The following is a 19,771-nucleotide window of genomic DNA, read 5'->3' on the forward strand; positions in this document are numbered from 1 at the left end:
AACAGGCTGGTTCATCTCGACCTGACGCCTCGATGTAATTACAATAGTGTCGTTACACCGAGGCGGTGATGCTGCGTTTCATCTGGGACCCGGTCAAAGCCGCGAGCAATCTCAGAAAGCACCGCGTCACCTTCGCGATCGCCACGCGCGTCTTCGCCGATCCATACGCGCTCATGGAGCAGGATCGGATCGAAGGCGGCGAGCGCCGCTGGTTGACGGTCGGTCTCGTCGACGGATTGCTGGTTCTGGCGGTCGCACACACCGTCACGGACGAGGAGGACGGTTCGGAGACAATCCGGATCATCTCGGCCCGGGTGGCGGATCGACGGGAACGGAGGTTCTATGAGCAAGAACGATCACGTCGGATATGAATTCGATTCTCATCATCCGCCGGCTCTCACCGCTGCGGAGAGAGCCGAAATCGAAGCGCTGGCCGCCTTGCCGGATGACGATATCGACCGGTCTGATATCCCACCGCTCACGGAGACCTTCTTCGCGGGTGCCGTCCGCAACCCGTTCTACCGACCGATCAAAATGCAGCTTACCACACGGGTCGATGCCGACGTCCTGGCTTGGCTGAAAGCCGGCGGCCGCGGCTATCAGACCAAGCTCAATGCGATCCTGCGACAGGCGATGCTGCGCGAAGCCGCCAAGGATTAGAACCTCGAGCCGAAATGCCGATTTGGATCAAGGCCCCCGACCTGCGTGGCTCAGCCGTCAGAGCCGCTCGGTCACGAAAGCCTCCGCCTCCGGCGAGGTCTCCGTCGATTCGGTGCGCAGCAGGCCGATGACCTCGGCGGCGTCTTTGGCCACGAGGTAGTTCAGCTCCAGCCCCTCGCGGATGAAGCCCTGGTCGCGCATATGGTCGAGGAGCGTCAGCAGGGGTGTCCAGAAATCGGCGATCGAGAGCAGCAGGATCGGCTTCTTGTGCCGGCCGAGTTGCGCCCAGGTCAGCTGTTCCACGAGTTCCTCGAGGGTTCCGATGCCGCCCGGCAGCGCCACGAAGGCGTCCGACCGCTCGAACATCAGGCGCTTGCGGGTATGCATGTCGCCGACGACGATCGTCTCCTGGATGTCGTCGAGCATCCGCTCGCGCGATTTCAGGAAGTCGGGGATGATGCCGGTGACATGGCCGCCGGCATCGAGCACTGCCTGCGCGACTGTGCCCATCAGCCCGACATTGCCGCCGCCATAGACGAGGCCGAGCCCGGCATCCGCCAGGGCGCGGCCAAGCGTCGCCGCGGCCTCGGCGAAGGCCGGATCGCCGCCGAAGCCCGAGCCGCAATAGACGCAGACATTCTTCACCGCGGCCATGCCGAGCCTCCCACGGTGAGGGGCAGACAGGCACCGCCCAGGGGCCAAACTGCTGATTTCGTGAATGATCCCGCCTTTCGGGGGGAAGCGCGATTTGGTGTTGAGATCATGTCGGCTAGTATGTCGCCATCAATCGACGCTTTGTCGACAGCCAGAGTCGAAACCCGGCGATGTTATCTGCCGCAAAGTCGATGGATTTGAGGAGAGCGGTGCCATGACGGCGGAATGGCGGCGAGGCCTGATTCTCGCGGGCGGCGGCCTGCTGGCCGGATTCGCCCTGGTCGTCGTGCTGTTCGGCGCGGGCGAGATGGTCAAGCGCGTTCAGGGCGACAAGCAGCCCGTGGCCGCGGCAGCGCTGCCCCGGTCGAATGAGACCAGCACGCCGGAATCGCGGGCGGCCGAATCGCCTGCGGCCGCCGGCTCGCCGGTGACGCCGCCCGTGCGCCGCGAGGAGGGGGCTTCGACGACGCCGGGAAAGTCGCCGTCGGGGGGGCGGGGGGCCACCGGACAGACGGGCAATCCATCCGCCGCGCAGGACCAGGCGCAGGCCCCGACCTTCGATATCATTCGCGTCGAGCCGACAGGCGAGACCGTGATCGCCGGTCGCGGAACGCCCAACACCACCGTCGAGATGCTGCGCGACAACCATCCAATTGCCCGTGCGCTCATCGACCCGTCCGGCCAGTTTGCCATCGTCCCGCCTGCTCTCCCCCCCGGTAGCAGCGAGATCACGCTGAGTTCCATCGGGGCCGACGGACAAGGTCGTCAGGCGCGGGAAACCGTCATGGTTGTGGTGTCCGCCGACCGTACCACCAAACCGCTCATCGCTCTGACTTCGCCCGACAAACCTACCGTCGTCCTGTCGCAGCCGGATCGTCCGACGGATGCGGCTTCGGCCAAGGTGGCGGGGAACGTACGGAAGGACAGCGATCCGGCCCCGGCCGGCGCTGCGGGCCGGGCTTCCGCCGATGCCGCAAAGGGGAGCGTCGGCAAGGCTCTCGCGGGCCGAACCGATAGCGCCAAGTCTGGGAGTGGTAAGCCTGACGCTGGCAAGCCTGAGGATGCCAGGTCTGAAACGGCCAAGCCGGATGCCGTGCCGGTCAAAGTCGTCAGCGTCGATGCGGAGGAGGGCGGCCGCCTTTTCGTGACCGGACAAGCGCCGGCCGGTGCCACCGTCCGCCTCTACATCAACGACACGCTGATCGCCCCCGGCAGTGTCGGCGCCGACGGGCGTGTCTCGTTCACGATCGGGCGCGGCGTCGCCCCCGGGGATTACCGGATCCGCATCGATCAGGTCGATCCGGTCTCCGGTAAGGTGAAGAACCGGTCCGAGGTCGGCTTCGCCATGCCGAACGCGGCGAAGCCCGCTCTCGGCAACGGGCAGGAGTCGCCGGCCAACGGCGTGGCGGCCCTGACGCCACCCGCTCTTCCGGCCAAGCCCTTGCCAAGCGCGGCGCTAGCGGCGAGGACGCATGCCAAGTTCGCCGGAGCCCAAGGATACGGGACCCTTCCATCCCCGTCCGAGCGTCCGGCTCAAGGGGCGCCGCAGGATGCCACCCCGAGCGCGCCTGCGTCGCCGATGACGATGGGCCGGTCGCAGCCGGGACCCACCACCGGCGAGGCTGGCGCGACATCTGCTCAGGCCCCGGCGAGCCAGCCCTTGGCCGCGCCGCAGAATGTGTTCGTGCCGGAGATCAACACGGCTCGGATCACGCGCGGCGACAGCCTCTGGCAGATCAGTCGGCGCGTCTATGGAAGGGGGACCCGGTACACGGTGATCTTCGACGCCAACCAGCCGCAGATCCGTAATCCCGATCTGATCTATCCCGGCCAGATCTTCGTCGTGCCGTCCGAGAGCGCGTCGACTCTGCCTGAGGACAAGCGTCGTAGCTGAGACGAGGCGCGGTACCGCGCAGTCTGCAGCCCGGCCCTGCGCCGCCGGGTGCCTGTCTGGAACGGTTCGAGAGACTATATCGGGGGCTGAGTTCGTCCACTCCCGGTTCATCCTCCCGAGTCTGTCTGAATGAGCACCGATCCCACTGCCGTGGCGAACGGCGGCACGACGCCGCCCGAGCGTCCCGGCCTGTTCGCCACGTATCGACGCCTGTGGCCCTATCTCTGGCCCCATACCCGGCCGGACCTGCAGCGGCGCGTCTTCCTCGCCTTTGGCCTCCTCCTCGTCGCGAAATTCGTGACGATGCTGACGCCCTTCACCTTCAAATGGGCGACCGACGCCCTCGTGGCGGCAGTAGGGGACAAGGATGGCCTCGGTGCCACCCTCCCCACGGGCCTGTTCGCGGCGCCGATGCTGATGATCGGGCTCTACGGCCTGTCACGCGTGATCATGGCCTTGCTCACCCAGGTGCGCGACGGGCTCTTCGCCAAGGTGGCGATGCATGCGGTGCGTCGCCTCGCGCTCCAGACCTTCGAGCACATGCACCGGCTCTCCCTGCGCTTCCATCTGGAGCGCAAGACCGGGGGCCTCACCCGCGTGCTCGAACGCGGCCGCGGCGGCATCGAAGAGCTTTCGCGCCTGATGGTGCTGACGCTGGTTCCCACCATCGTCGAGTTCGTGCTGGTGATCGGCGTCCTCGCCTACGAGTTCGACTGGCTCTACTCGTTCGTCGTCTTCGTCATGGTGGCCGCCTATCTCGCCTTCACCTGGAAGGCGACGCAATGGCGGATCGAGATCCGCCGGCGGATGAACAACTCGGATACCGACGCGAACACCAAGGCGGTCGATTCGCTGCTCAATTTCGAGACCGTGAAGTATTTCGGTGCCGAACGCCGCGAGGCTGAACGCTACGATAGCTCCATGGCCAAATACGAGACAGCGTCGACCCAGACCTACGTTTCGCTCGCCGTGCTCAATGCCGGTCAAGCTCTGATCTTCACCATCGGCATGACGGTGGTGATGTGGCTCGCCGCGCGGGACATCATGGCCGGGCGAACCACGCTCGGCGGGTTCGTCCTCGTGAATACCATGCTGATCCAGCTCTCCATGCCGCTCAACTTCATGGGCATGATCTACCGCGAGATCAAACAGGCGTTGATCGACATCGACGACATGTTCCGGATCCTGCATCGCAACCCGGAAATCGCCGACAGGCCCGGCGCCAAACCTCTCGCGGTCTCGGCCGGTGTGGTCCGGTTCGAGGACGTGCGCTTCGCCTACGATCCGGCACGGCCGATCCTGCGCGGCGTCAGCTTCGAGGTGCCGGCCGGCCGCACGATCGCCATCGTCGGCCCGTCGGGGGCGGGCAAATCGACCTTGTCGCGGCTACTGTTCCGGTTCTACGAGCCGCAATCCGGCCGTATCCTCATCGACGGCCAGGACATTGCCGCCGTCGAGCAGGGCAGCCTGCGGGCCGCCATCGGCATGGTCCCGCAGGACACCGTGCTGTTCAACGACACGATCGGCTACAACATCCGCTACGGCCAGTGGGATGCGAGCGACGAGGCGGTGCGCGAGGCCGCCCGCCTCGCCCAGATAGATCGCTTCGTCTCCGCTTTGCCGGAAGGCTACGACACGCCGGTGGGCGAGCGCGGCCTGAAGCTCTCGGGCGGCGAGAAACAGCGGGTCGCCATCGCCCGCACGATCCTGAAAGGCCCGCCGATCCTCGTCCTCGACGAGGCGACTTCGGCCCTCGATTCCTTCACCGAGCGCGAAATCCAAGACGCCCTCGACAAGGTCAGCCGCGGTCGGACCACCCTGGTCATCGCCCACCGCCTGTCGACGGTGGTGAATGCCGACGAGATCATCGTTCTCGACCGGGGCGTCATCGTCGAGCGCGGCGACCACCCGACCCTGCTCGATCTCGGCGGGGTCTACGCTTCCCTCTGGAGCCGCCAGCGCGAAGCCGACGAGGCCCGAGAGATCCTCAAGCGCGCCGAGGAGGAGCGGGTCGATGACGAGGTCCCGCCCTCGGTGGAGCGTGTGGCCCCTCAACCGAAAAGGCCCGTCGTACCCGAGCCGATGCCCGCCGAATAACGTATCGCAAGGGGCGGTACGTAATCATCTGTCGTCGTGTCCGGCTACATGATCCACACGCTGGAGGCGGCGCTCCGGTCAGTCGGCACCACCCAGACCTTCGAGGACGTGCTGATCCTGACCGTCAATCTCGGCGAGGACGCCGATACGGTCGGTGCCGTCACCGGCCAGCTCGCAGGCGCCCTCTACGGCGCCTCGGCGATCCCCGAACGCTGGCTCCGGCCCCTCGCCTGGCGCGAGCGGATCGTCGATCTCGCCGATGCCTTGGCGGCGAAAGCCTGATACCAGGCGCATCGCGCGTTGCCGTCATGATCCGCGTATGGAAAACACCCGTGCGGACGCTCGTACGAGGGTCGACCGGATCGTCCCCGTTTCGAGGGTGTGTATGCCCGTAGCGCCAACGTCCTTCTCGACCACGCGCCTGATCGTGATCCTGGCTTTCGCCGGCTTCGCCAGCACCTTTGCCGGACGGGCCATCGAGCCCCTCGTCGGCGTGCTCGCCCGCGATCTGCAGGGCGATCCGCATACAGTGGCGCTTCTCTCGACGGCTTTCGCGCTGCCCTATGCGCTGATCCAGCCGATCCTCGGGCCGGTCGGGGATTCGTTGGGCAAGGAACGGGTCATCGCGGTCTGTCTCGGCATCCTCACCCTGGCGCTTGCCGGATGCGCGGTCTCGGCCGATCTCACCGTGCTGTTCGGGCTCCGCATTATGGCGGGCGCGGCGGCGGGCGGCGTCATTCCCCTGGCGCTCGCCCTCATGGGCGACCGTATCCCGCTGGAGCGCCGACAGGTCGCCATCGGCCGGTTCCTCGTCGCCGTCATCCTCGGCCAATTGTCCGGCTCGACCTTCGCCGGTCTCATCGAGGCCGATGTCGGTTGGAAGGGCGTCTTCGCCATCACGGCGGCGGTGGCGGCCCTCGGCTGTGCGGCTGCGATCCTCGGCTTCGAATGGGCGGCCGGCGCGGCACCCAAACGCTTCGCGCTGGGCGAAGCGGTGGCCCGCTACCGCACCATCGTCGCGATCCCCCGTGCGCGGGTCCTGTTCATCGCCGTCTTCGTGGAGGCCATCGCAGTCTTCGGCATCTTTCCCCATCTCGCGCCGTTGATCGAGGCGCGCGGGGAGGGCGGCCCCCGCGAGGCCGGGCTGGCACTGGCGGGCTTCGCCGCCGGTGGTTTGCTCTACTCGGCCTTCGTCGCCGTGCTCCTGCGCCTCCTCGGGATGCGGCGGATGCTGATCGGCGGAGGCGTAATCTGCGCCGGCGCCCTTCTGGTCATCGGCAGCGCGGCAAGCTGGCAGGTGGATTGCGCGGCCCTGGTGGCGTTGGGCCTCGGCTTCTACATGCTCCACAACACCTTTCAGGTGCAGGTCACCGAGGTGGCACCGACGGCCCGCGCCTCGGCGGTTTCGCTCCACGCCTTCTCGTTCTTCTGTGGCCAGGCTTTGGGAGTCGCGATCCTCGGCTCGGCGCTTCAGGGCCTCGGCCAGTTCACCGCCCTCGCGCTCTGCGCGCTGGTGATCCTGGGGGTCGGCAGCTTCAGCGCAAAGCTTCTCGCGCGCTGAAAATCCGCTTCCCGACATCGCCGGCTCGCCCAAATCTAACTCTCGTGACCCGCATCGTTGATGCTCACGGGAGCGTTCGCGGGATGGTGCAACGGTTCCGCTATGCCGCCTCCAGCCCCGCATACCACTCGGCATAGGTCGTGTTCGCGACCATGCGGCGGTTCTGGTCGGGCGTGCCGTCCGTCCACCAAACGGGGCCGCGTTCGCCCAGACCGTGCTTGGCGGCGTCGACCGCCGCGCGGGCGCGCTTCATATCGGCCTCGTCGCCCGAGCGCTTGGCCTCCTTCACCGCGCGCCGGGCATCCATCAGCGCCTTGACGAGGTGCTCCCGCTTTTCTTCGCTCAGGTTCGGATTGGTGCGCCGCCAGAGGCGTCCCTTGACGACGATGTAGCGGCCGTCGGGGGTCTCCAGCACTGGCATCGGGAATCCGTCCCATCATCGCGGCAGGTTAGCACGGCAACGCGCGGGCGGGTGCCGGCGTGCCGCGTCAGCGGGGCAGGATCGGCGTGCAGACGAAGCGCCCGCCGCCCGGCAGGGGCACGATGGCGACTTCGACTCCGTAGAGGAGGCGCAGGGTCTCCGGCGTGACGGCTTCCTCCGGTCTGCCGAGCGCCAGGAGCCGGCCCTCGTGCAGGAGCGCCACCCGATCGCAGAGGAAGGCGTGGTCGGGGTCGTGCGTCGAGAGAACGATGCCCATGCCGCATTCCTTCAGGCGCCGCACTTGGTCGAGGACGCGGGCCTGGTTGCCGAAATCGAGGCTGGCGGTGGGCTCGTCCATGACGAGGAAGCGCGGCTCCCCGGCTAGAGCCCTGGCGATGAGGACGAGCTGGCGCTCGCCACCGCTGATCTCCGTGTAACGCCGCTCGGACAGATGCCGGATACCGAGGGTTGCCAGGGCCTCGAGGGCGATCGCCGCGTCCGCTTTGCCGGGGGCCTCGAAGGCACCGAGGCGGCTCGCCCGCCCCATCAGCACCACGTCCTGAACGCGGAAGGGGAAGAAGGCGGCATGAGCCTGCGGAACGTAGGCGACGCTCCGCGCGAACCGCGCCCGCGACCACGTCGCCACATCTTCGCCGTCGAGGAGGATTCGCCCCGCCTGGGTCGGAAGCAGGCCGAGGAGGGTCTTGAAGAGGGTAGTCTTGCCGCCGCCATTCGGGCCCAGAAGGCCGAGCACCTCGCCCGCTTCCAAGGTGAAGCCGATGCCCTCGCCGAGGGGCTTGGCGCCGTAGCCGAAAGCGAGGTTCTGGACCTGCAGGCTCACGCCCAGCCCCCCTTCGCGGTGGCCAGGAGCCAGAGGAAGAACGGTGCGCCGATGAGCGCGGTGAGGATGCCCAGCGGCACCTCGATGGGCGCGACGGTGCGGGCGACGAGATCCACCGCGAGGAGATAGCCCGCCCCCATCAGCAGGGAGGCCGGCAGCAGGCGGCGGAAATCCGGCCCGACGATCAGCCGCGCCACATGCGGGATGATGAGGCCGATCCAGCCGATCACGCCGGTGACCGAGACGGCGGCGGCGGTCACCAGCGTCGCGGCGGCGATGAAGAGCGGGCGCAGCAGGCGCGTCTCCACGCCCAGCGCACGGGCCTCCTCCTCGCCGAGACTCATCAGGTTCATCCGCCAGGCGAACAGGACGAGCGGCAGCAGGCCGAGCACCATGGCCGGCAGGATCGCTCCGACATCGCAGAGGCTGACGGAGGCGAGGCTGCCGAGCAGCCAGTAGGTGATGGCGGGGAGCTGGTTGTAGGGGTCGGCCAGCACCTTGAGCAGCGAGATCGCGGAGCCCAGCACCGCTCCGATGGCGACGCCGGCCAGCACCAGGGTGAGCACCGGATCGTGCCGCCGTACCGCGAGGCCCACCGCGTAGACCGCGCCCACCGCGAGCAATCCCCCGGCGAAGGCGAGGAGCTGGATCGCACCCACGGGGAGCGAGAGAAAGATGCCGAGCACGGCACCAAGGCTCGCCCCCGCCGAGACGCCGAGGATATCGGGCGAGACCAGGGGATTGCGAAACAGGCCCTGGTAGGTCGAGCCCGCCGCAGCGAGGGCAGCGCCGACGACGAGGCTCGCCGCCACGCGCGGCAGGCGCACCTGCAGCACGACGATCTGCGCGGTCGGATCGATGGAAGAGGTCAGCCCGAGCAGTTTCGCCCAGAGGATGCGCGCTACATCGGCGACGGGCACGGAGTACTTGCCCGTCGCCAGCGACACCAGGACCAGCATCACCAGCGCGATGAGCGGGAGTACGCCCGTCACGGCGAGGCGCAAGGCGGGCCGGGCTGCCAGGTAGGAGGCTGTCACGGGCGGGCCGCTCCTGCATCCTTCAGCAGGGTTTCCAGCTGCGCCGCGTCGAGGTCCACGTGGTAGAAGCGCGTGTAGAAATCGCGCGTGATGCTCTCCATCGGCTCGGGGAAGAGGTCGGGATACAGCCGGCCCGCGAGCCAGCGCAGGCCGATCAGGCGGTTGATTCCCGGCGGCGAGTCGAACCAGCCGAAGGGCAGGCGCGGCGTCTGGTAGACCCGGCCGGCGCGAACGGCCCGTAGCGTGCTCCAGAGCGGATCGGTGGATATGGTCCGATGGAAAGCCGGGTCGAGGGTGACGATGGCGTCGGGGTCCCAGGCCAGGACCTGTTCCGGCGAGATCGTGGTGAGCCCCGTGGCGCCCCCGCCCTCCGCGACGTTGTGGGCGCCGGCCAGGTCGAGGATCTCGGTATTGATCGAGCCCGAAACCCCTGTCTCCAATCCGCGTGGCCCGCGAGCGTAGTAGACGCGCGGTAGTCTGTCGGCGGGGATCGAAGCGATCCGGTCCTTCACCTCGGCGATCATCGCCTCCGCATGGGCGGCGAGATCCCCGGCCCGTTCTTGCGCTCCCACCAGATCGCCGAGCTTGGTATAGGTCTCGGAAGTCCGGTCGATGCTGCCGGCGAGGAGAATGTAGGGAATCCCCGTCTGCGCCTGCACCCGGTCGGCGAGCGACGCGTAAGTGGGCGCGGTGCTGCCGACATCGACGATGAGGTCAGGCTTCATGGCGAGCACGGCCTCCACATTGGCGGTGTTGCCCCGGCCGGTGAGCCGGCCATAGGCGGGCAGGCCGCGTGTCTTCGGTGACAGGAAGGCGGCCTCGTCGGGGGAGGGGGCGCGGACCCAGCCGATCATGGTCTCGGGCGCCAGTGTGTAGAGCAGGACCGAGGCCGGCGGACCGGCGGCGAGGATGCGGCGCGCGCGCTCTGGCACCTCCACTTTGCGCCCGGCCGCATCGACGAAGGGGCGGGCAGCGCCTGCCTCTACGGTGAAGACGAGGCCCATCAGAGCCATCGCGGTTGCTGCGAGCACCTGCGTCGCGCGGGACGAAACCTGTCTGCGGCCGGCGGCCGGCGGGATGAAGCGAAGGATCATGGCCGATATCGTATCATGGCGGCGGACGCTGCGCTCCGCGACGCACGCGCCGGGATCGCCCCGAGACCCGGAGTGACCGAACCGGCCTCTCGTTTGTCATCCGCGAGGGGCTGCTATACAGCCCCGGTCCATCGATCCGCCCGGCGGAGGTGAAGGCAGCGAGACCTGCCGACGTGATGGTCCGCCATCCTCCCGGTCCGGTGGGGCCGAGGGTGGCAAGCGCCCGATCCGTCATGGATCTGTCACCGCCGGCGGCGAGAGACGGTTGGTCGAGACGCCCGATCGAGGCGGCCGAGGAGAGAGCCTGATGAAGATCGCGATGATCGGCGCGGGGTATGTCGGCCTGGTCTCCGGTGCGTGCTTCGCCGATTTCGGCCACACGGTCTGTTGCGTCGACAACGATCCGGCCAAGATCGAGGCGCTCGAGCAGGGGCGTATCCCGATCTTCGAACCGGGCCTCAATACGCTGGTGGCCGACAATGTCCGCCAGAACCGGCTGACCTTCGCCACCGACCTGACGAGCGCGGTCGCCGCCGCCGACACGGTGTTCATCGCGGTGGGTACGCCGTCCCGGAGGGGCGACGGCTTCGCCGATCTCTCCTACGTCTATGCGGCGGCCCGTGACATCGCCGCAGCGCTCACCGGCTATACCGTGGTGGTGACCAAATCCACGGTTCCCGTCGGCACCGGAGACGAGGTCGAGCGCATCATCCGCGAGGCGCGGCCCGATGCCGATTTCGCCGTGGTGTCGAACCCCGAATTCCTGCGCGAAGGCGCGGCGATCGGCGATTTCAAACGGCCGGACCGCATCGTCATCGGGGCGGACGATGCCCGCGCGGCCAGCGTCATGAACGAGGTCTACCGCCCGCTCTATCTCAACCAGGCGCCGATCCTCGTCACGGGCCGCCGCACGGCGGAACTGACGAAATACGCCGCCAACGCGTTCCTCGCGACCAAGATCACGTTCATCAACGAGATCGCCGATCTCTGCGAGCAGGTCGGCGCCAACGTCCAGGAGGTCGCGCGCGGCATCGGCCTCGACAATCGCATCGGCTCGAAATTCCTGCATGCGGGGCCGGGCTATGGCGGCTCGTGCTTCCCCAAGGATACCCTGGCGCTGGTGAAGACCGCGCAGGATTGCGGCACGCCGATCCGGCTCGTGGAAGCGGTGGTCGCCGTCAACGACCAGCGCAAGCGGGCGATGGCGCGCAAGATCGTCACCGCCTGCGGCGGCTCGGTGAGGGGCAAGACCATCGCGCTCCTCGGCCTCACCTTCAAACCGAATACCGACGACATGCGCGACGCGCCGTCCCTGTCCATCGTCGCCGGCCTGCAGGATGCTGGCGCCCGCATCCGCGCGCACGACCCGGAGGGGATGGAGGGCGCGAAGCACCTGATGCCCGACATCGCCTATGCAGACGACCCCTATTCCTGCGCCGAAGGGGCGGACGCCCTCGTCATCGTCACCGAGTGGAACGCCTTCCGCGCCCTCGATTGGGCGCTGCTCGCCGACAGCATGGCCGCCCGGGTGGTGGTGGACCTGCGCAACGTCTACCGGGGCGAGGACGTGGCCCGCCACGGCTTCCACTATGTCGGCATCGGCGTGCCGACGCCGGAGGCGTGAACCGCCCGCGGGATCAGAGGATGAAGTCGCTCGCCTGAAGGCCGCCGACGATGGCCTTCAACAGGATCTGGAAATCGGCCCGTCCATTCCCGTCGACATCGCCTTCGAGGAACGTGGAGCTTCCGGACACCCGCATATGCAGGTCGCCGGCTTGGGCGAGGGCGGCATCGCCGATGAAGGTGAAGCCCTGGTCGCCCTCGGCACCGGTCACCGCCTGGATCGCCGAGAGGTCGATCCGGTCCTGGCCCAAAGCAAAATCCGTGATCGTGTCGTAAGTCTTGCCGGCAAGGCTGTCCGAGATGGCCCGGAAGGCGAAGGTGTCGTTGCCGACGCCGCCCGTGAGCGTATCCTTCCCCACGCCGCCCAAGAGGATGTCGCCGCCACCGCCACCCTTGAGCTTGTTCGCCGCATCGTTGCCGAGAAGCACGTTGTCGAGCGTGTTGCCGGTGCCGTTGATGGCCGCGTTCCCCATCAGGGTCAGGTTCTCGATGAACTGCTTACCGAGGGAGAACGAAATGGAGGCTTCGACGCGGTCGCTGCCCGCCATCGGACGCTCGAACACCCGGTCGCCGATACTGTCGACGATGTAGACGTCGTCGCCACCGCCACCGGTCATCGAATCCGCCCCGGCATAGCCATCGAGGAGATCGGCGTATTTCGATCCGGTGAGGGTGTCGTCGCCCGAGAGAATCGCGGCCCGAACGCTCCCGGCATCCTGCTCGCGATAGAAGAGGGCTTGTTCGGCCGTGATGGCGAGCCCCTGGATCTCCAGGAGGGTACTGGCGCCGTAGAACAGGGTGACGCCATTGGTCACGCCCGTGACGGGGTAGGGGCCGGCCTCGTAGGAGAACCCGGAGCCGACGATGTCGAAGAAGATGTCCTCGCTCAGCGAGGCGCGAAAACCCGTCTCGACCTGATGGGAATAGCTGACCTGCTCGTCATACGAATAAATGTCGATCGTATGCGCATCCAAGGGCAGCGAGGATTTGATCGTAACCACGGACGCGTTCTCCATCACCTTGCCCGCCCGTTCCCCGAGAGGAGCGGGCGGTGTCGATGATGTGATTGCAACCGAAACCTGAGAAAGGCTTAAGGCCGAGCATCCGCCCTGTGGGCGGAGCGGTCGGTCGCCGCAGCATGACGCTGCACTTCATCCCGAGCGGCACGCCGCCTCCGAGCCTTGCCCGGAGGCGGCATTTCTCACGCCGCCGCGTCGATGGCCGTAGAGGCGCGCCGCACCTTGCGGTCCATGCCGTCGAGGAAGGCGTGGGCGTCTTCCTTGCGCTCGAAGACATGCGGGGCGAGGCCGCGATTGTTGAGCGCTTCTTCCATCTTGAGACGCAGGAAGGCGCTCGTCGCGTAGCGCGTGGTGGTGAGATAGTAGTTCGCCGACAGGTATTGGATCATGCTGGCGTAATCGTCGTACAGGTTCTCGTTGATGCGAAACCCGTCATGGTTGACCACCGAGTTGACCCGTTGGCCGGCCTTCTTGCAGGCATCGACCAGGACCTTGCGCAGGTCGTCGATGTCGCTCTTGATGCGGGCGTGCCAGCCTTCGAGGTTGAGGAAGAGGATGTTGCGCTCGGCGTCGTAGCTGACCCGTTCCGGCAGGTTGAGGTTGAGGAGATCCGAGAGCAGTTCCATCGGCTCGTCCCGGAACAGCCTCGCATCCATCTGCGCCGGGTGCTTGATGATCGGCATGAAGCCCATATGGGGCAGGATATCGCGCTCGATATCGATGCCGGGTGCCACCTCGATGAGTTCGAGTCCTTCGTCGGTGAGCTGGAAGACGCAGCGCTCGGTGACGTAGATCACCGGCTGAGAGCGCTTCTGTGCATAGGGGCCGCTGAAGGTGATCTGCTCCACCTGGGGCAGGAACTTCTGCGAGCGTCCCTCGGTGACGATTTTGAGCTTGCCGTCTTCGATCGTGGTCTCCAGGCCGCCCACGGTGAAGGTGCCGGCGAAGACGACGCTTCGCGCGTTCTGGCTGATGTTGATGAAGCCGCCGCAGCCGTTGAGCTTGCCGCCGAACGCACTGGTGTTGACGTTGCCGTGCTGGTCGCACTCGGCCATGCCGAGGCAGGTCATGTCGAGACCGCCGCCATCGTAGAAGTCGAACATCTGGTTCTGGTCGATGACGCAATCGGCATTCGTCGCCGCGCCGAAGCTCGACCCGGACGCGAGCACGCCGCCCACGGCACCGGCTTCCGTGGTGAGAGTGATGTAGGGCGTCACCTTCTCCTCGTTGGCCACTGCCGAGATACCCTCGGGTGCGCCGACGCCGAGATTGACCACGCCGTTCGGCGGCAATTCGAAGGCCGCGCGGCGGGCGATGATCTTGCGGGCGTCGAGCTTCATCTTCTTCATGCCGCTCACCGGCACGCGGATCTGGCCGGCCAGCGCCGCGTCGTGCTGTACGCCGTAATTCATGCGGTGCATCTCGGGCTCGGCCAGCACCACGCAATCGACGAGGATGCCCGGCACACGCACGTCCTTGGGCAGAAGGAAGCCGTCATCGACGATGCGCTCCACCTGCGCGATGACGATGCCGCCATTGTTTCGCGCGGCCATGGCCTGGGCCAGGCAGTCGAGGGTGAGAGCCTCCTTCTCGAAGGAGATGTTGCCGGCCGGGTCCGCCGAGGTGCCACGGATGAAGGCGACGTCGATCTTGGTGGCGGTGTAGAACAGCCATTCCTCGCCATCGACCTCAACGAGCTTGACGATCTCGTCCGTCGTCACCTCGTTCACGCGAGCGCCGCCATGGCGCGGATCGACATAGGTGTGCAGGCCGACCTTCGAGAAGAGGCCGGGCTGCCCGGCGGCGCAGGCACGGTAGAGCTGCGAAATAACGCCCTGGGGCAGGTTGTAGCCGACGATCTTGTTGTCCTGGGCGGCCTTGGCCACTTTCGGCATCCGACCGAAATTGGCGGCGATGACGCGCTTCAGCAGGCCCTCGTGGTGGAGGCGGCCGGTGCCGAGGCCTTTGCTGTCGCCGGCGCCGGCGGTCATGATCAGGGTCAGGCCGCGCGGGGCGCCCGTGTCGACGAAGCGCTTCTCCAGGGCGGCATGGAGCGCCTCCGGGATGCAGCTCTGGACGAACCCCGTCGTGGTGACGACGTCGTCATGCCGGATGAGGGCGATCGCCTCCTCGGCCGTGATCACCTTATTTTTCTTCATCGACCGGTCTATCCTCAGAGCGCCTCCCGCATCCCGGCCCTAACGCAAGTGATATTTTGCATAAAGCCGGGGATGAGGAAGTCTTGTTTGGCGCAGGCAGCGTAAAGATACGGTCCAGTTTTCGCAAGGGTCCGGTCTAGCGCCAGTCGCGGCGTTCGCGTCTTGTTGCAGTGCAGCGTTAGCGCGAGTTTTCATGTCCGGACTGCCGGCATTTCCAGTGATCAGTGAGGATTGCGTCTAATCCTGAGGGCTCGCCGCCATTGGCTGAACACTTGTGCGGTGCGGGAAGGTCGAAAGTATTCAACATTTCGAATTTTGGTGGCGATTCGTTCCACCGTTGTCGGTCCCAAGCTCGTTTCTCTCATTCGAACGCACGACGTTGGGGCGGTTCGTCGCTGGTCCGCGTTCGTCACGAGAGCTTGCCTTGCCGGGAGCCGCCGGGTGACGCAGGCTCGGGGATGCCGGTCCTTGGCCTCGACCGGTGATCCCCCCAACGAAACCATAAGTCGTCGATGATCGTCCGTTCGCGTCCCAATCTCATGGCGGTGCTGTTCACGCTCCAGGGCTCGATCCTGCCGCGGGTCGCGCTGAAGGTGAGTTTCATCACCGTGGCGGCCATCGTCGTCGTGGCTGTCGAGCGGGCTTGGCCCCATCCTTTCCCGATGAGCGCGGGGATCGGGCCTTTCACCCTGGTCGGGCTGGCTCTCTCGATCTTCCTGAGCTTCCGCAACGGCGCCTGCTACGACCGCTGGTGGGAGGCGCGCAAAGCCTGGGGAACGCTGATCCTCGAAGCGAGGGCGTTCGCCCGGCTCCTGACGGCGCTCCTGCCCGAGGAGCGGCACGACGCGTTGCGAAGCCGCGCACTGAAACGCGTGATGGGCTTTGCCAAGGCCCTCCACGCGCAAATGCGGCGCGAGGACGAGGTGGCGGCCGCAACCCCCTGGCTGTCCGAGGCGGAGGCCGCGCCCCTTCGCGACCGCCCGAGCATCGCCGACGCCGTGCTCGTGCACCTCACGGCCGATCTCGGACGAACACAGCGGGCCGGTGCTCTGACCGACATCCAGTTCGGCTTCCTCGAGCAGAAGATCGCGGCACTCGGCCAGGTCCAGATCGTGTGCGAGCGCATCCAGGGCACCCCGCTGCCCTTCGCCTATACCCTGCTTCTCTACCGGACGGCCTGGATCTATTGCCTGCTCCTGCCCTTCGGTCTGGCGGGCACGCTGGGCTGGGTGACGCCGCTCGTGACGGCACTCGTCGCCTACACGTTCTTCGGCCTCGATGCCCTCGGAGACGAGTTGGAGGACCCGTTCGGCACCGAGCCCAACGATCTCCCCCTCGACGCGCTGGTCCGCGTCGTGGAGGGGATCGTCCTCGACGCATTGGGGGAGCCCGCGCCGCCGCCTCTCGCGCCGGAGGGCTTCCTCCTGCGCTGAGACGTGGCGCGAGCGGTGGAGGCTCAGTACTCCCAGAAGATCCGCTGAAGCTCCTTGGTGTCCTGCGTCTTCGTCAGGGCCACGGCGGCGAGGATCTTGGCCTTCTGCGGGTTGAGGTCGTGGGCGACGACCCAATCGTACTTGTCGTCCGGCTGCTCGGCATTGCGCAGGACGAAGCCGTCGCCGACGCGGGACGAACGGATGATCTGCACGCCCTTGGAGCGGATGTCCTTCAGGGTGTCGACGAGGTAGCCGGCCACCGAGCCGTTGCCGGTGCCCGCATGGATGACGGCCTTCGCGCCCGTGGCGACGGCGGAGGTGTAGGGCTCGGGATGCATGTTGCCCGAGCCGTAGACGATGGCGACGTCCGGCAGGGTATCGATGGAATCGATGTCGAACTCGGAAGTGGTGCCGTGGCGCTTCACCGGCGCGCGGAACCAATAGGTCTTGCCCTCCACCACCATGCCGAGGGGACCCCACTGGCTGAAGAAGGCCGAGGGCTTGATGTTGACGCGCTTGGTGGTGTCGCGTCCGGCCTGGATCTCGTCGTTCATCGTGAGGAGCACGCCCTTGGCGCGGGCATCCTTCGCGCCAGCCACCACCACGGCATCGAGAAGGTTGAGGGCGCCATCGGCCGAGATCGCCGTGGAGGGCCGCATGGAGGCGACCATGACGATGGGCTTGTCGGTCTTCACCACGAGGTCGAGGAAATAGGCCGTCTCCTCCACGGTGTCGGTACCGTGGGTGATGACCACTCCATCCACGTCGTCGCGTTTGACCAGGGCGGAGACCTGCTTGGCGAGCTGAATCAACTGTGCGTTGGTGAAGCTCTCCGAGGCGATCTGGAACGCCTGCTCGCCGCGCACCTCGGCCACCTGCGCGATGGCCGGCACGGCGGCGATGAGCTTATCCACCGGAACCTTCGCCGCCTGATAGGTGGCGCTGTTGGCGGCATCCGCACCCGCTCCCGCGATCGTGCCGCCCGTGGCGACGATGACCACGCGGGGCTTTGTCGTCGCGGCCGGGGCCGCCGCTTCACCGGGTTTGGCCGGTGCCGGGCCTTCGAGAGCGATGGCTGGGAGCGGCGCGAGGGACAATCCGACGCTCAGAGCCAGGGCGAAGGCTATCGGACGACCGGTGGACCGGTAAGCGGGAGGAACAAGCTGCATCGTGGTATCCTGTCACAGGCGGGAAGACTTCATTGTGGCCGCTCCCCCCGTTCACGCCCAGGCCAAAAAGGCGGCGGTCACAGGCTGTTCCGGCGTCATTCCTTCGACATCGTAACTGGAGGGGCGATCCTGCTGCCCGGCTCGGTCGATCCGGCGCATCCGCCGGCCGCGATCGAAGCATGGGTCCGCTTCACCGATCGGGTAAATGCTTGCAATCGGAATGAAATGGCGAGACTTTCGTGTTGTGGGCTGTCACGGCCCGGTACGACGTACGAGACCCAAGCGCGAGGAACCGATGACGCCGCTTGGGCATCGCGCCGGCCTGATCCGGGGATAGATCGCGTGGTGTATATGGTCGACGCTCCGGAGGAGCATACAGGCTCCACGACGGACCCTTTGCTGCTCGATAATCAGCTCTGTTACGCCCTCTACGCTGCCGCTCACCGGATCACCCGGTCCTACCGCCCGATGCTGGAGCGGATGGGGCTGACCTACCCGCAATATCTGGTCCTCCTCGTCCTCTGGGAGACCGACGGCGTCACGGTGTCGGATATCGGTCGCCGGCTGCGTCTCGATTCCGGAACCTTGACGCCCGTTCTCAAGCGGCTCGAAACCGCAGGTTTCCTGATCCGTCACCGGCGACAGAGCGACGAGCGCGAAGTCGAGATCCAACTGACCCAGCAGGGGCGCGACCTGCGGGCCGAGGCACGGCTCGTGCGGGAATCGGTGATGTGCCAGCTCAACATGTCGGAGCCGGAGGTGCAGGCGATGCGGGCCGACCTGAACGCCCTGATCGAGAACCTCAGCGTCACCGGCTGAAGGCCGTCTCCGGCATGGCCGAGACGCCGTTCGGTCGACCGACCGTCGTGGTCGCACTGTCACAATCGCGCTGTACGCTCCGTTCCGATATCATCTTATTATCCTATGCTATCGATATGGTTTGCCGGATAAGTTTTACCTTGAGGTAAGCGTTCATTTACCGTTAAAGGCCGGCCACGTCCGGCATCGTGCCATGCGGCGCATCGGGTCTTCCCTTTCTCTCCGCCTGCCCGTTCCCGCGTGCCGGTCCTCACGCCACAGGGCAGGGGTGTTCGATGACCTGGTTGTCGAAAGTTCCGAATTTGATCGTCGAGGCAGGGAAGCGGCGGGCCGCTGAACTCGAACCGATCACGCGCGGATCCATCGAACCCACGCGGCATCGCGGCGTTCCCCTTCCATGAGTTCAGCCCTGGTGGAGAGTGAGACGGAGCCCCGGCGTCAGATCGGTGCCTTGCCGTTCCGGCGTCTGTCGGATGGTGGGTTCAAGATTCTCCTGATCACCTCACGTGAGAGCCGCCGCTGGGTGATCCCGAAGGGCTGGCCGATGAAGGGGCGCAAGCCCTACGAGGCCGCTGCGCGCGAGGCCTATGAGGAGGCCGGGCTTCTTGGCGAGATCGGCAAGAGGCCGCTCGGCTTCTACCTTTATGAGAAGCGGCTCAAGAGCCGTGATTTCGTACTCTGCCAAGTGAAGGTCTTCCCTCTGGAGGTCCGCAAGCAGCTGAAGCACTGGCCGGAACGGGGTGAGCGCGAGGATCGCTGGTTCACACCCTCCGACGCGGCCGAGGCTGTCGCCGAATCCGGCCTCGCCGGCATCATTCGCGCGGCGTGCAAAAGGGACACAGGGCTGCTTGTTTCACCAGCAACGATCAAAGGCGGCGAGAAGTGATTGCCAAGCCGCGTTCGATCCGCTAACTCCCCGCTCGTCGCCGACGCGTCGCGACGATCGGCTGCTGTAGCTCAGTGGTAGAGCACCTCATTGGTAATGAGGAGGTCGACAGTTCAATCCTGTCCAGCAGCACCATTTTCCCGAAAGAACCCAGCGTTCGTGCTGCGTCTCCCGCGACTAGGCTTCGTTGCTGGTTGAACGACTTTCGGGCGCGACAGCTTCATTTCTACCCACCGATTCACGTCTTCCAACAGCCTTCACGTGACCGTGCATAGCGCGGTGCCGGAGACGGCAGCATTCGCATCTTCGCCTTTGGTCACGCCTCAGCGAGGGGCATGTTTGAAAAAGGCAGGCCGGTCCGACCACTCTTGGCGCTGCCTTGACGCTGTCGCGGCCCAGGGGAT

18 protein-coding genes and 1 tRNA gene are annotated in these 19,771 nt (G+C 66.5%); 11 read left to right on the top strand and 8 right to left on the bottom strand.

Going from position 1 to position 19,771, the window contains the following annotated elements:
* The first annotated feature begins 65 nt into the window (after positions 1 to 65).
* Both IPV08_RS00620 and IPV08_RS00625 read left to right on the top strand, forming a co-directional pair.
* Positions 66 to 371: a BrnT family toxin gene (locus tag IPV08_RS00620; RefSeq protein WP_056139909.1), complete on the top strand. Its 306-nt coding sequence runs from the start codon at positions 66 to 68 to the stop codon at positions 369 to 371.
* Positions 343 to 660 carry a BrnA antitoxin family protein gene (locus IPV08_RS00625; RefSeq protein WP_207410044.1) on the top strand — a complete coding sequence of 106 codons (318 nt, stop codon included), beginning with the start codon at positions 343 to 345 and terminating at the stop codon, positions 658 to 660. The genes IPV08_RS00620 and IPV08_RS00625 overlap by 29 nt, the downstream gene beginning before the upstream one ends.
* A gap of 57 nt (positions 661 to 717) precedes the next feature.
* On the opposite strand, the gene IPV08_RS00630 is transcribed toward IPV08_RS00625, so the two are convergent.
* Positions 718 to 1,314, bottom strand: a complete 597-nt coding sequence (locus tag IPV08_RS00630) for a TIGR00730 family Rossman fold protein (protein ID WP_207410046.1) — start codon at positions 1,312 to 1,314, stop codon at positions 718 to 720.
* Between the two features lie 214 nt (positions 1,315 to 1,528).
* On the opposite strand from IPV08_RS00630, the gene IPV08_RS00635 reads away from it, so the two are divergent.
* The 4 genes from IPV08_RS00635 (at position 1,529) to IPV08_RS00650 (ending at position 6,866) form a co-directional block, all read left to right on the top strand.
* Positions 1,529 to 3,208, top strand: a complete 1,680-nt coding sequence (locus IPV08_RS00635; protein ID WP_207410048.1) for a LysM peptidoglycan-binding domain-containing protein — start codon at positions 1,529 to 1,531, stop codon at positions 3,206 to 3,208.
* Positions 3,209 to 3,337: 129 nt separating this feature from the next.
* Entirely contained in the window at positions 3,338 to 5,305 is a 1,968-nt protein-coding gene (locus IPV08_RS00640; RefSeq protein ID WP_207410050.1) for an ABC transporter ATP-binding protein/permease, read from the top strand.
* Positions 5,306 to 5,353: 48 nt separating this feature from the next.
* On the top strand, positions 5,354 to 5,587 hold the full coding sequence (locus tag IPV08_RS00645; RefSeq protein ID WP_246747701.1) for an ADP-ribosylglycohydrolase family protein: 234 nt from the start codon (positions 5,354 to 5,356) through the stop codon (positions 5,585 to 5,587).
* Positions 5,588 to 5,690: 103 nt separating this feature from the next.
* Positions 5,691 to 6,866, top strand: a complete 1,176-nt coding sequence (locus tag IPV08_RS00650) for an MFS transporter (protein ID WP_207410052.1) — start codon at positions 5,691 to 5,693, stop codon at positions 6,864 to 6,866.
* A gap of 100 nt (positions 6,867 to 6,966) precedes the next feature.
* On the opposite strand, the gene IPV08_RS00655 is transcribed toward IPV08_RS00650, so the two are convergent.
* The 4 genes from IPV08_RS00655 to IPV08_RS00670 all read right to left on the bottom strand — a co-directional run bounded on the left by IPV08_RS00655 (position 6,967) and on the right by IPV08_RS00670 (position 10,178).
* Positions 6,967 to 7,287, bottom strand: coding sequence for a hypothetical protein (locus IPV08_RS00655; protein ID WP_207410054.1), 321 nt, complete (start codon positions 7,285 to 7,287; stop codon positions 6,967 to 6,969).
* Positions 7,288 to 7,354: 67 nt separating this feature from the next.
* Positions 7,355 to 8,128, bottom strand: a complete 774-nt coding sequence (locus IPV08_RS00660) for an ATP-binding cassette domain-containing protein (RefSeq protein ID WP_207410057.1) — start codon at positions 8,126 to 8,128, stop codon at positions 7,355 to 7,357.
* On the bottom strand, positions 8,125 to 9,165 hold the full coding sequence (locus IPV08_RS00665) for an iron chelate uptake ABC transporter family permease subunit (protein WP_207410059.1): 1,041 nt from the start codon (positions 9,163 to 9,165) through the stop codon (positions 8,125 to 8,127). Before IPV08_RS00665 ends, IPV08_RS00660 begins: the two co-directional genes overlap by 4 nt.
* Positions 9,162 to 10,178: an iron ABC transporter substrate-binding protein gene (locus IPV08_RS00670; RefSeq protein ID WP_246747725.1), complete on the bottom strand. Its 1,017-nt coding sequence runs from the start codon at positions 10,176 to 10,178 to the stop codon at positions 9,162 to 9,164. The genes IPV08_RS00665 and IPV08_RS00670 overlap by 4 nt, the downstream gene beginning before the upstream one ends.
* Before the next feature lie 388 nt (positions 10,179 to 10,566).
* On the opposite strand from IPV08_RS00670, the gene IPV08_RS00675 reads away from it, so the two are divergent.
* Positions 10,567 to 11,883, top strand: a complete 1,317-nt coding sequence (locus IPV08_RS00675; RefSeq protein WP_207410063.1) for a UDP-glucose/GDP-mannose dehydrogenase family protein — start codon at positions 10,567 to 10,569, stop codon at positions 11,881 to 11,883.
* A gap of 13 nt (positions 11,884 to 11,896) precedes the next feature.
* Here IPV08_RS00675 and IPV08_RS00680 read toward each other — a convergent pair whose 3' ends face one another.
* Together IPV08_RS00680 and IPV08_RS00685 are read right to left on the bottom strand one after the other, a co-directional pair.
* The gene (locus IPV08_RS00680) at positions 11,897 to 12,883 is read right to left on the bottom strand and encodes a M10 family metallopeptidase C-terminal domain-containing protein (RefSeq protein WP_348646051.1); all 987 of its coding nucleotides are present in this window, start codon (positions 12,881 to 12,883) and stop codon (positions 11,897 to 11,899) included.
* 200 nt (positions 12,884 to 13,083) lie between these two features.
* Entirely contained in the window at positions 13,084 to 15,060 is a 1,977-nt protein-coding gene (locus tag IPV08_RS00685) for a CoA-transferase (RefSeq protein WP_207410065.1), read from the bottom strand.
* A gap of 512 nt (positions 15,061 to 15,572) precedes the next feature.
* On the opposite strand from IPV08_RS00685, the gene IPV08_RS00690 reads away from it, so the two are divergent.
* On the top strand, positions 15,573 to 16,493 hold the full coding sequence (locus IPV08_RS00690; RefSeq protein WP_207410067.1) for a bestrophin family protein: 921 nt from the start codon (positions 15,573 to 15,575) through the stop codon (positions 16,491 to 16,493).
* A 23-nt stretch (positions 16,494 to 16,516) separates the two neighbouring features.
* Here the strand turns inward: IPV08_RS00690 and IPV08_RS00695 are convergent, their stop codons facing one another.
* Positions 16,517 to 17,662, bottom strand: coding sequence for a type II asparaginase (locus IPV08_RS00695; protein WP_207410069.1), 1,146 nt, complete (start codon positions 17,660 to 17,662; stop codon positions 16,517 to 16,519).
* 351 nt (positions 17,663 to 18,013) lie between these two features.
* Here IPV08_RS00695 and IPV08_RS00700 point away from each other — a divergent pair, with 351 nt between their 5' ends.
* From IPV08_RS00700 to IPV08_RS00710, 3 genes are all read left to right on the top strand, one after another.
* Positions 18,014 to 18,481, top strand: coding sequence for a MarR family transcriptional regulator (locus IPV08_RS00700; protein WP_207410392.1), 468 nt, complete (start codon positions 18,014 to 18,016; stop codon positions 18,479 to 18,481).
* Between the two features lie 397 nt (positions 18,482 to 18,878).
* A complete protein-coding gene (locus IPV08_RS00705) occupies positions 18,879 to 19,367 on the top strand; it encodes an NUDIX hydrolase (RefSeq protein ID WP_207410071.1) in 489 nt (162 codons plus the stop codon).
* Between the two features lie 60 nt (positions 19,368 to 19,427).
* Positions 19,428 to 19,502 (top strand) — tRNA-Thr (locus IPV08_RS00710).
* Positions 19,503 to 19,771 lie beyond the last annotated feature (269 nt).

This window comes from Methylobacterium sp. SD274 (genome assembly GCF_017355285.1).
Classification (GTDB): Bacteria; Pseudomonadota; Alphaproteobacteria; order Rhizobiales; family Beijerinckiaceae; genus Methylobacterium.

Excerpts from the sequence above, each read along its gene's own strand:
- IPV08_RS00625 (WP_207410044.1), top strand. The coding sequence starts at position 343 with ATGAGCAAGAACGATCACGTCGGATATGAATTCGATTCTCATCATCCG.
- IPV08_RS00630 (WP_207410046.1), bottom strand. The coding sequence starts at position 1,314 with ATGGCCGCGGTGAAGAATGTCTGCGTCTATTGCGGCTCGGGCTTCGGC.
- IPV08_RS00635 (WP_207410048.1), top strand. The coding sequence starts at position 1,529 with ATGACGGCGGAATGGCGGCGAGGCCTGATTCTCGCGGGCGGCGGCCTG.
- IPV08_RS00640 (WP_207410050.1), top strand. The coding sequence starts at position 3,338 with ATGAGCACCGATCCCACTGCCGTGGCGAACGGCGGCACGACGCCGCCC.
- IPV08_RS00645 (WP_246747701.1), top strand. The coding sequence starts at position 5,354 with ATGATCCACACGCTGGAGGCGGCGCTCCGGTCAGTCGGCACCACCCAG.
- IPV08_RS00650 (WP_207410052.1), top strand. The coding sequence starts at position 5,691 with ATGCCCGTAGCGCCAACGTCCTTCTCGACCACGCGCCTGATCGTGATC.
- IPV08_RS00655 (WP_207410054.1), bottom strand. The coding sequence starts at position 7,287 with ATGCCAGTGCTGGAGACCCCCGACGGCCGCTACATCGTCGTCAAGGGA.
- IPV08_RS00670 (WP_246747725.1), bottom strand. The coding sequence starts at position 10,178 with ATGGCTCTGATGGGCCTCGTCTTCACCGTAGAGGCAGGCGCTGCCCGC.
- IPV08_RS00675 (WP_207410063.1), top strand. The coding sequence starts at position 10,567 with ATGAAGATCGCGATGATCGGCGCGGGGTATGTCGGCCTGGTCTCCGGT.
- IPV08_RS00685 (WP_207410065.1), bottom strand. The coding sequence starts at position 15,060 with ATGAAGAAAAATAAGGTGATCACGGCCGAGGAGGCGATCGCCCTCATC.
- IPV08_RS00690 (WP_207410067.1), top strand. The coding sequence starts at position 15,573 with ATGATCGTCCGTTCGCGTCCCAATCTCATGGCGGTGCTGTTCACGCTC.
- IPV08_RS00695 (WP_207410069.1), bottom strand. The coding sequence starts at position 17,662 with ATGCAGCTTGTTCCTCCCGCTTACCGGTCCACCGGTCGTCCGATAGCC.
- IPV08_RS00700 (WP_207410392.1), top strand. The coding sequence starts at position 18,014 with ATGGTCGACGCTCCGGAGGAGCATACAGGCTCCACGACGGACCCTTTG.
- IPV08_RS00705 (WP_207410071.1), top strand. The coding sequence starts at position 18,879 with ATGAGTTCAGCCCTGGTGGAGAGTGAGACGGAGCCCCGGCGTCAGATC.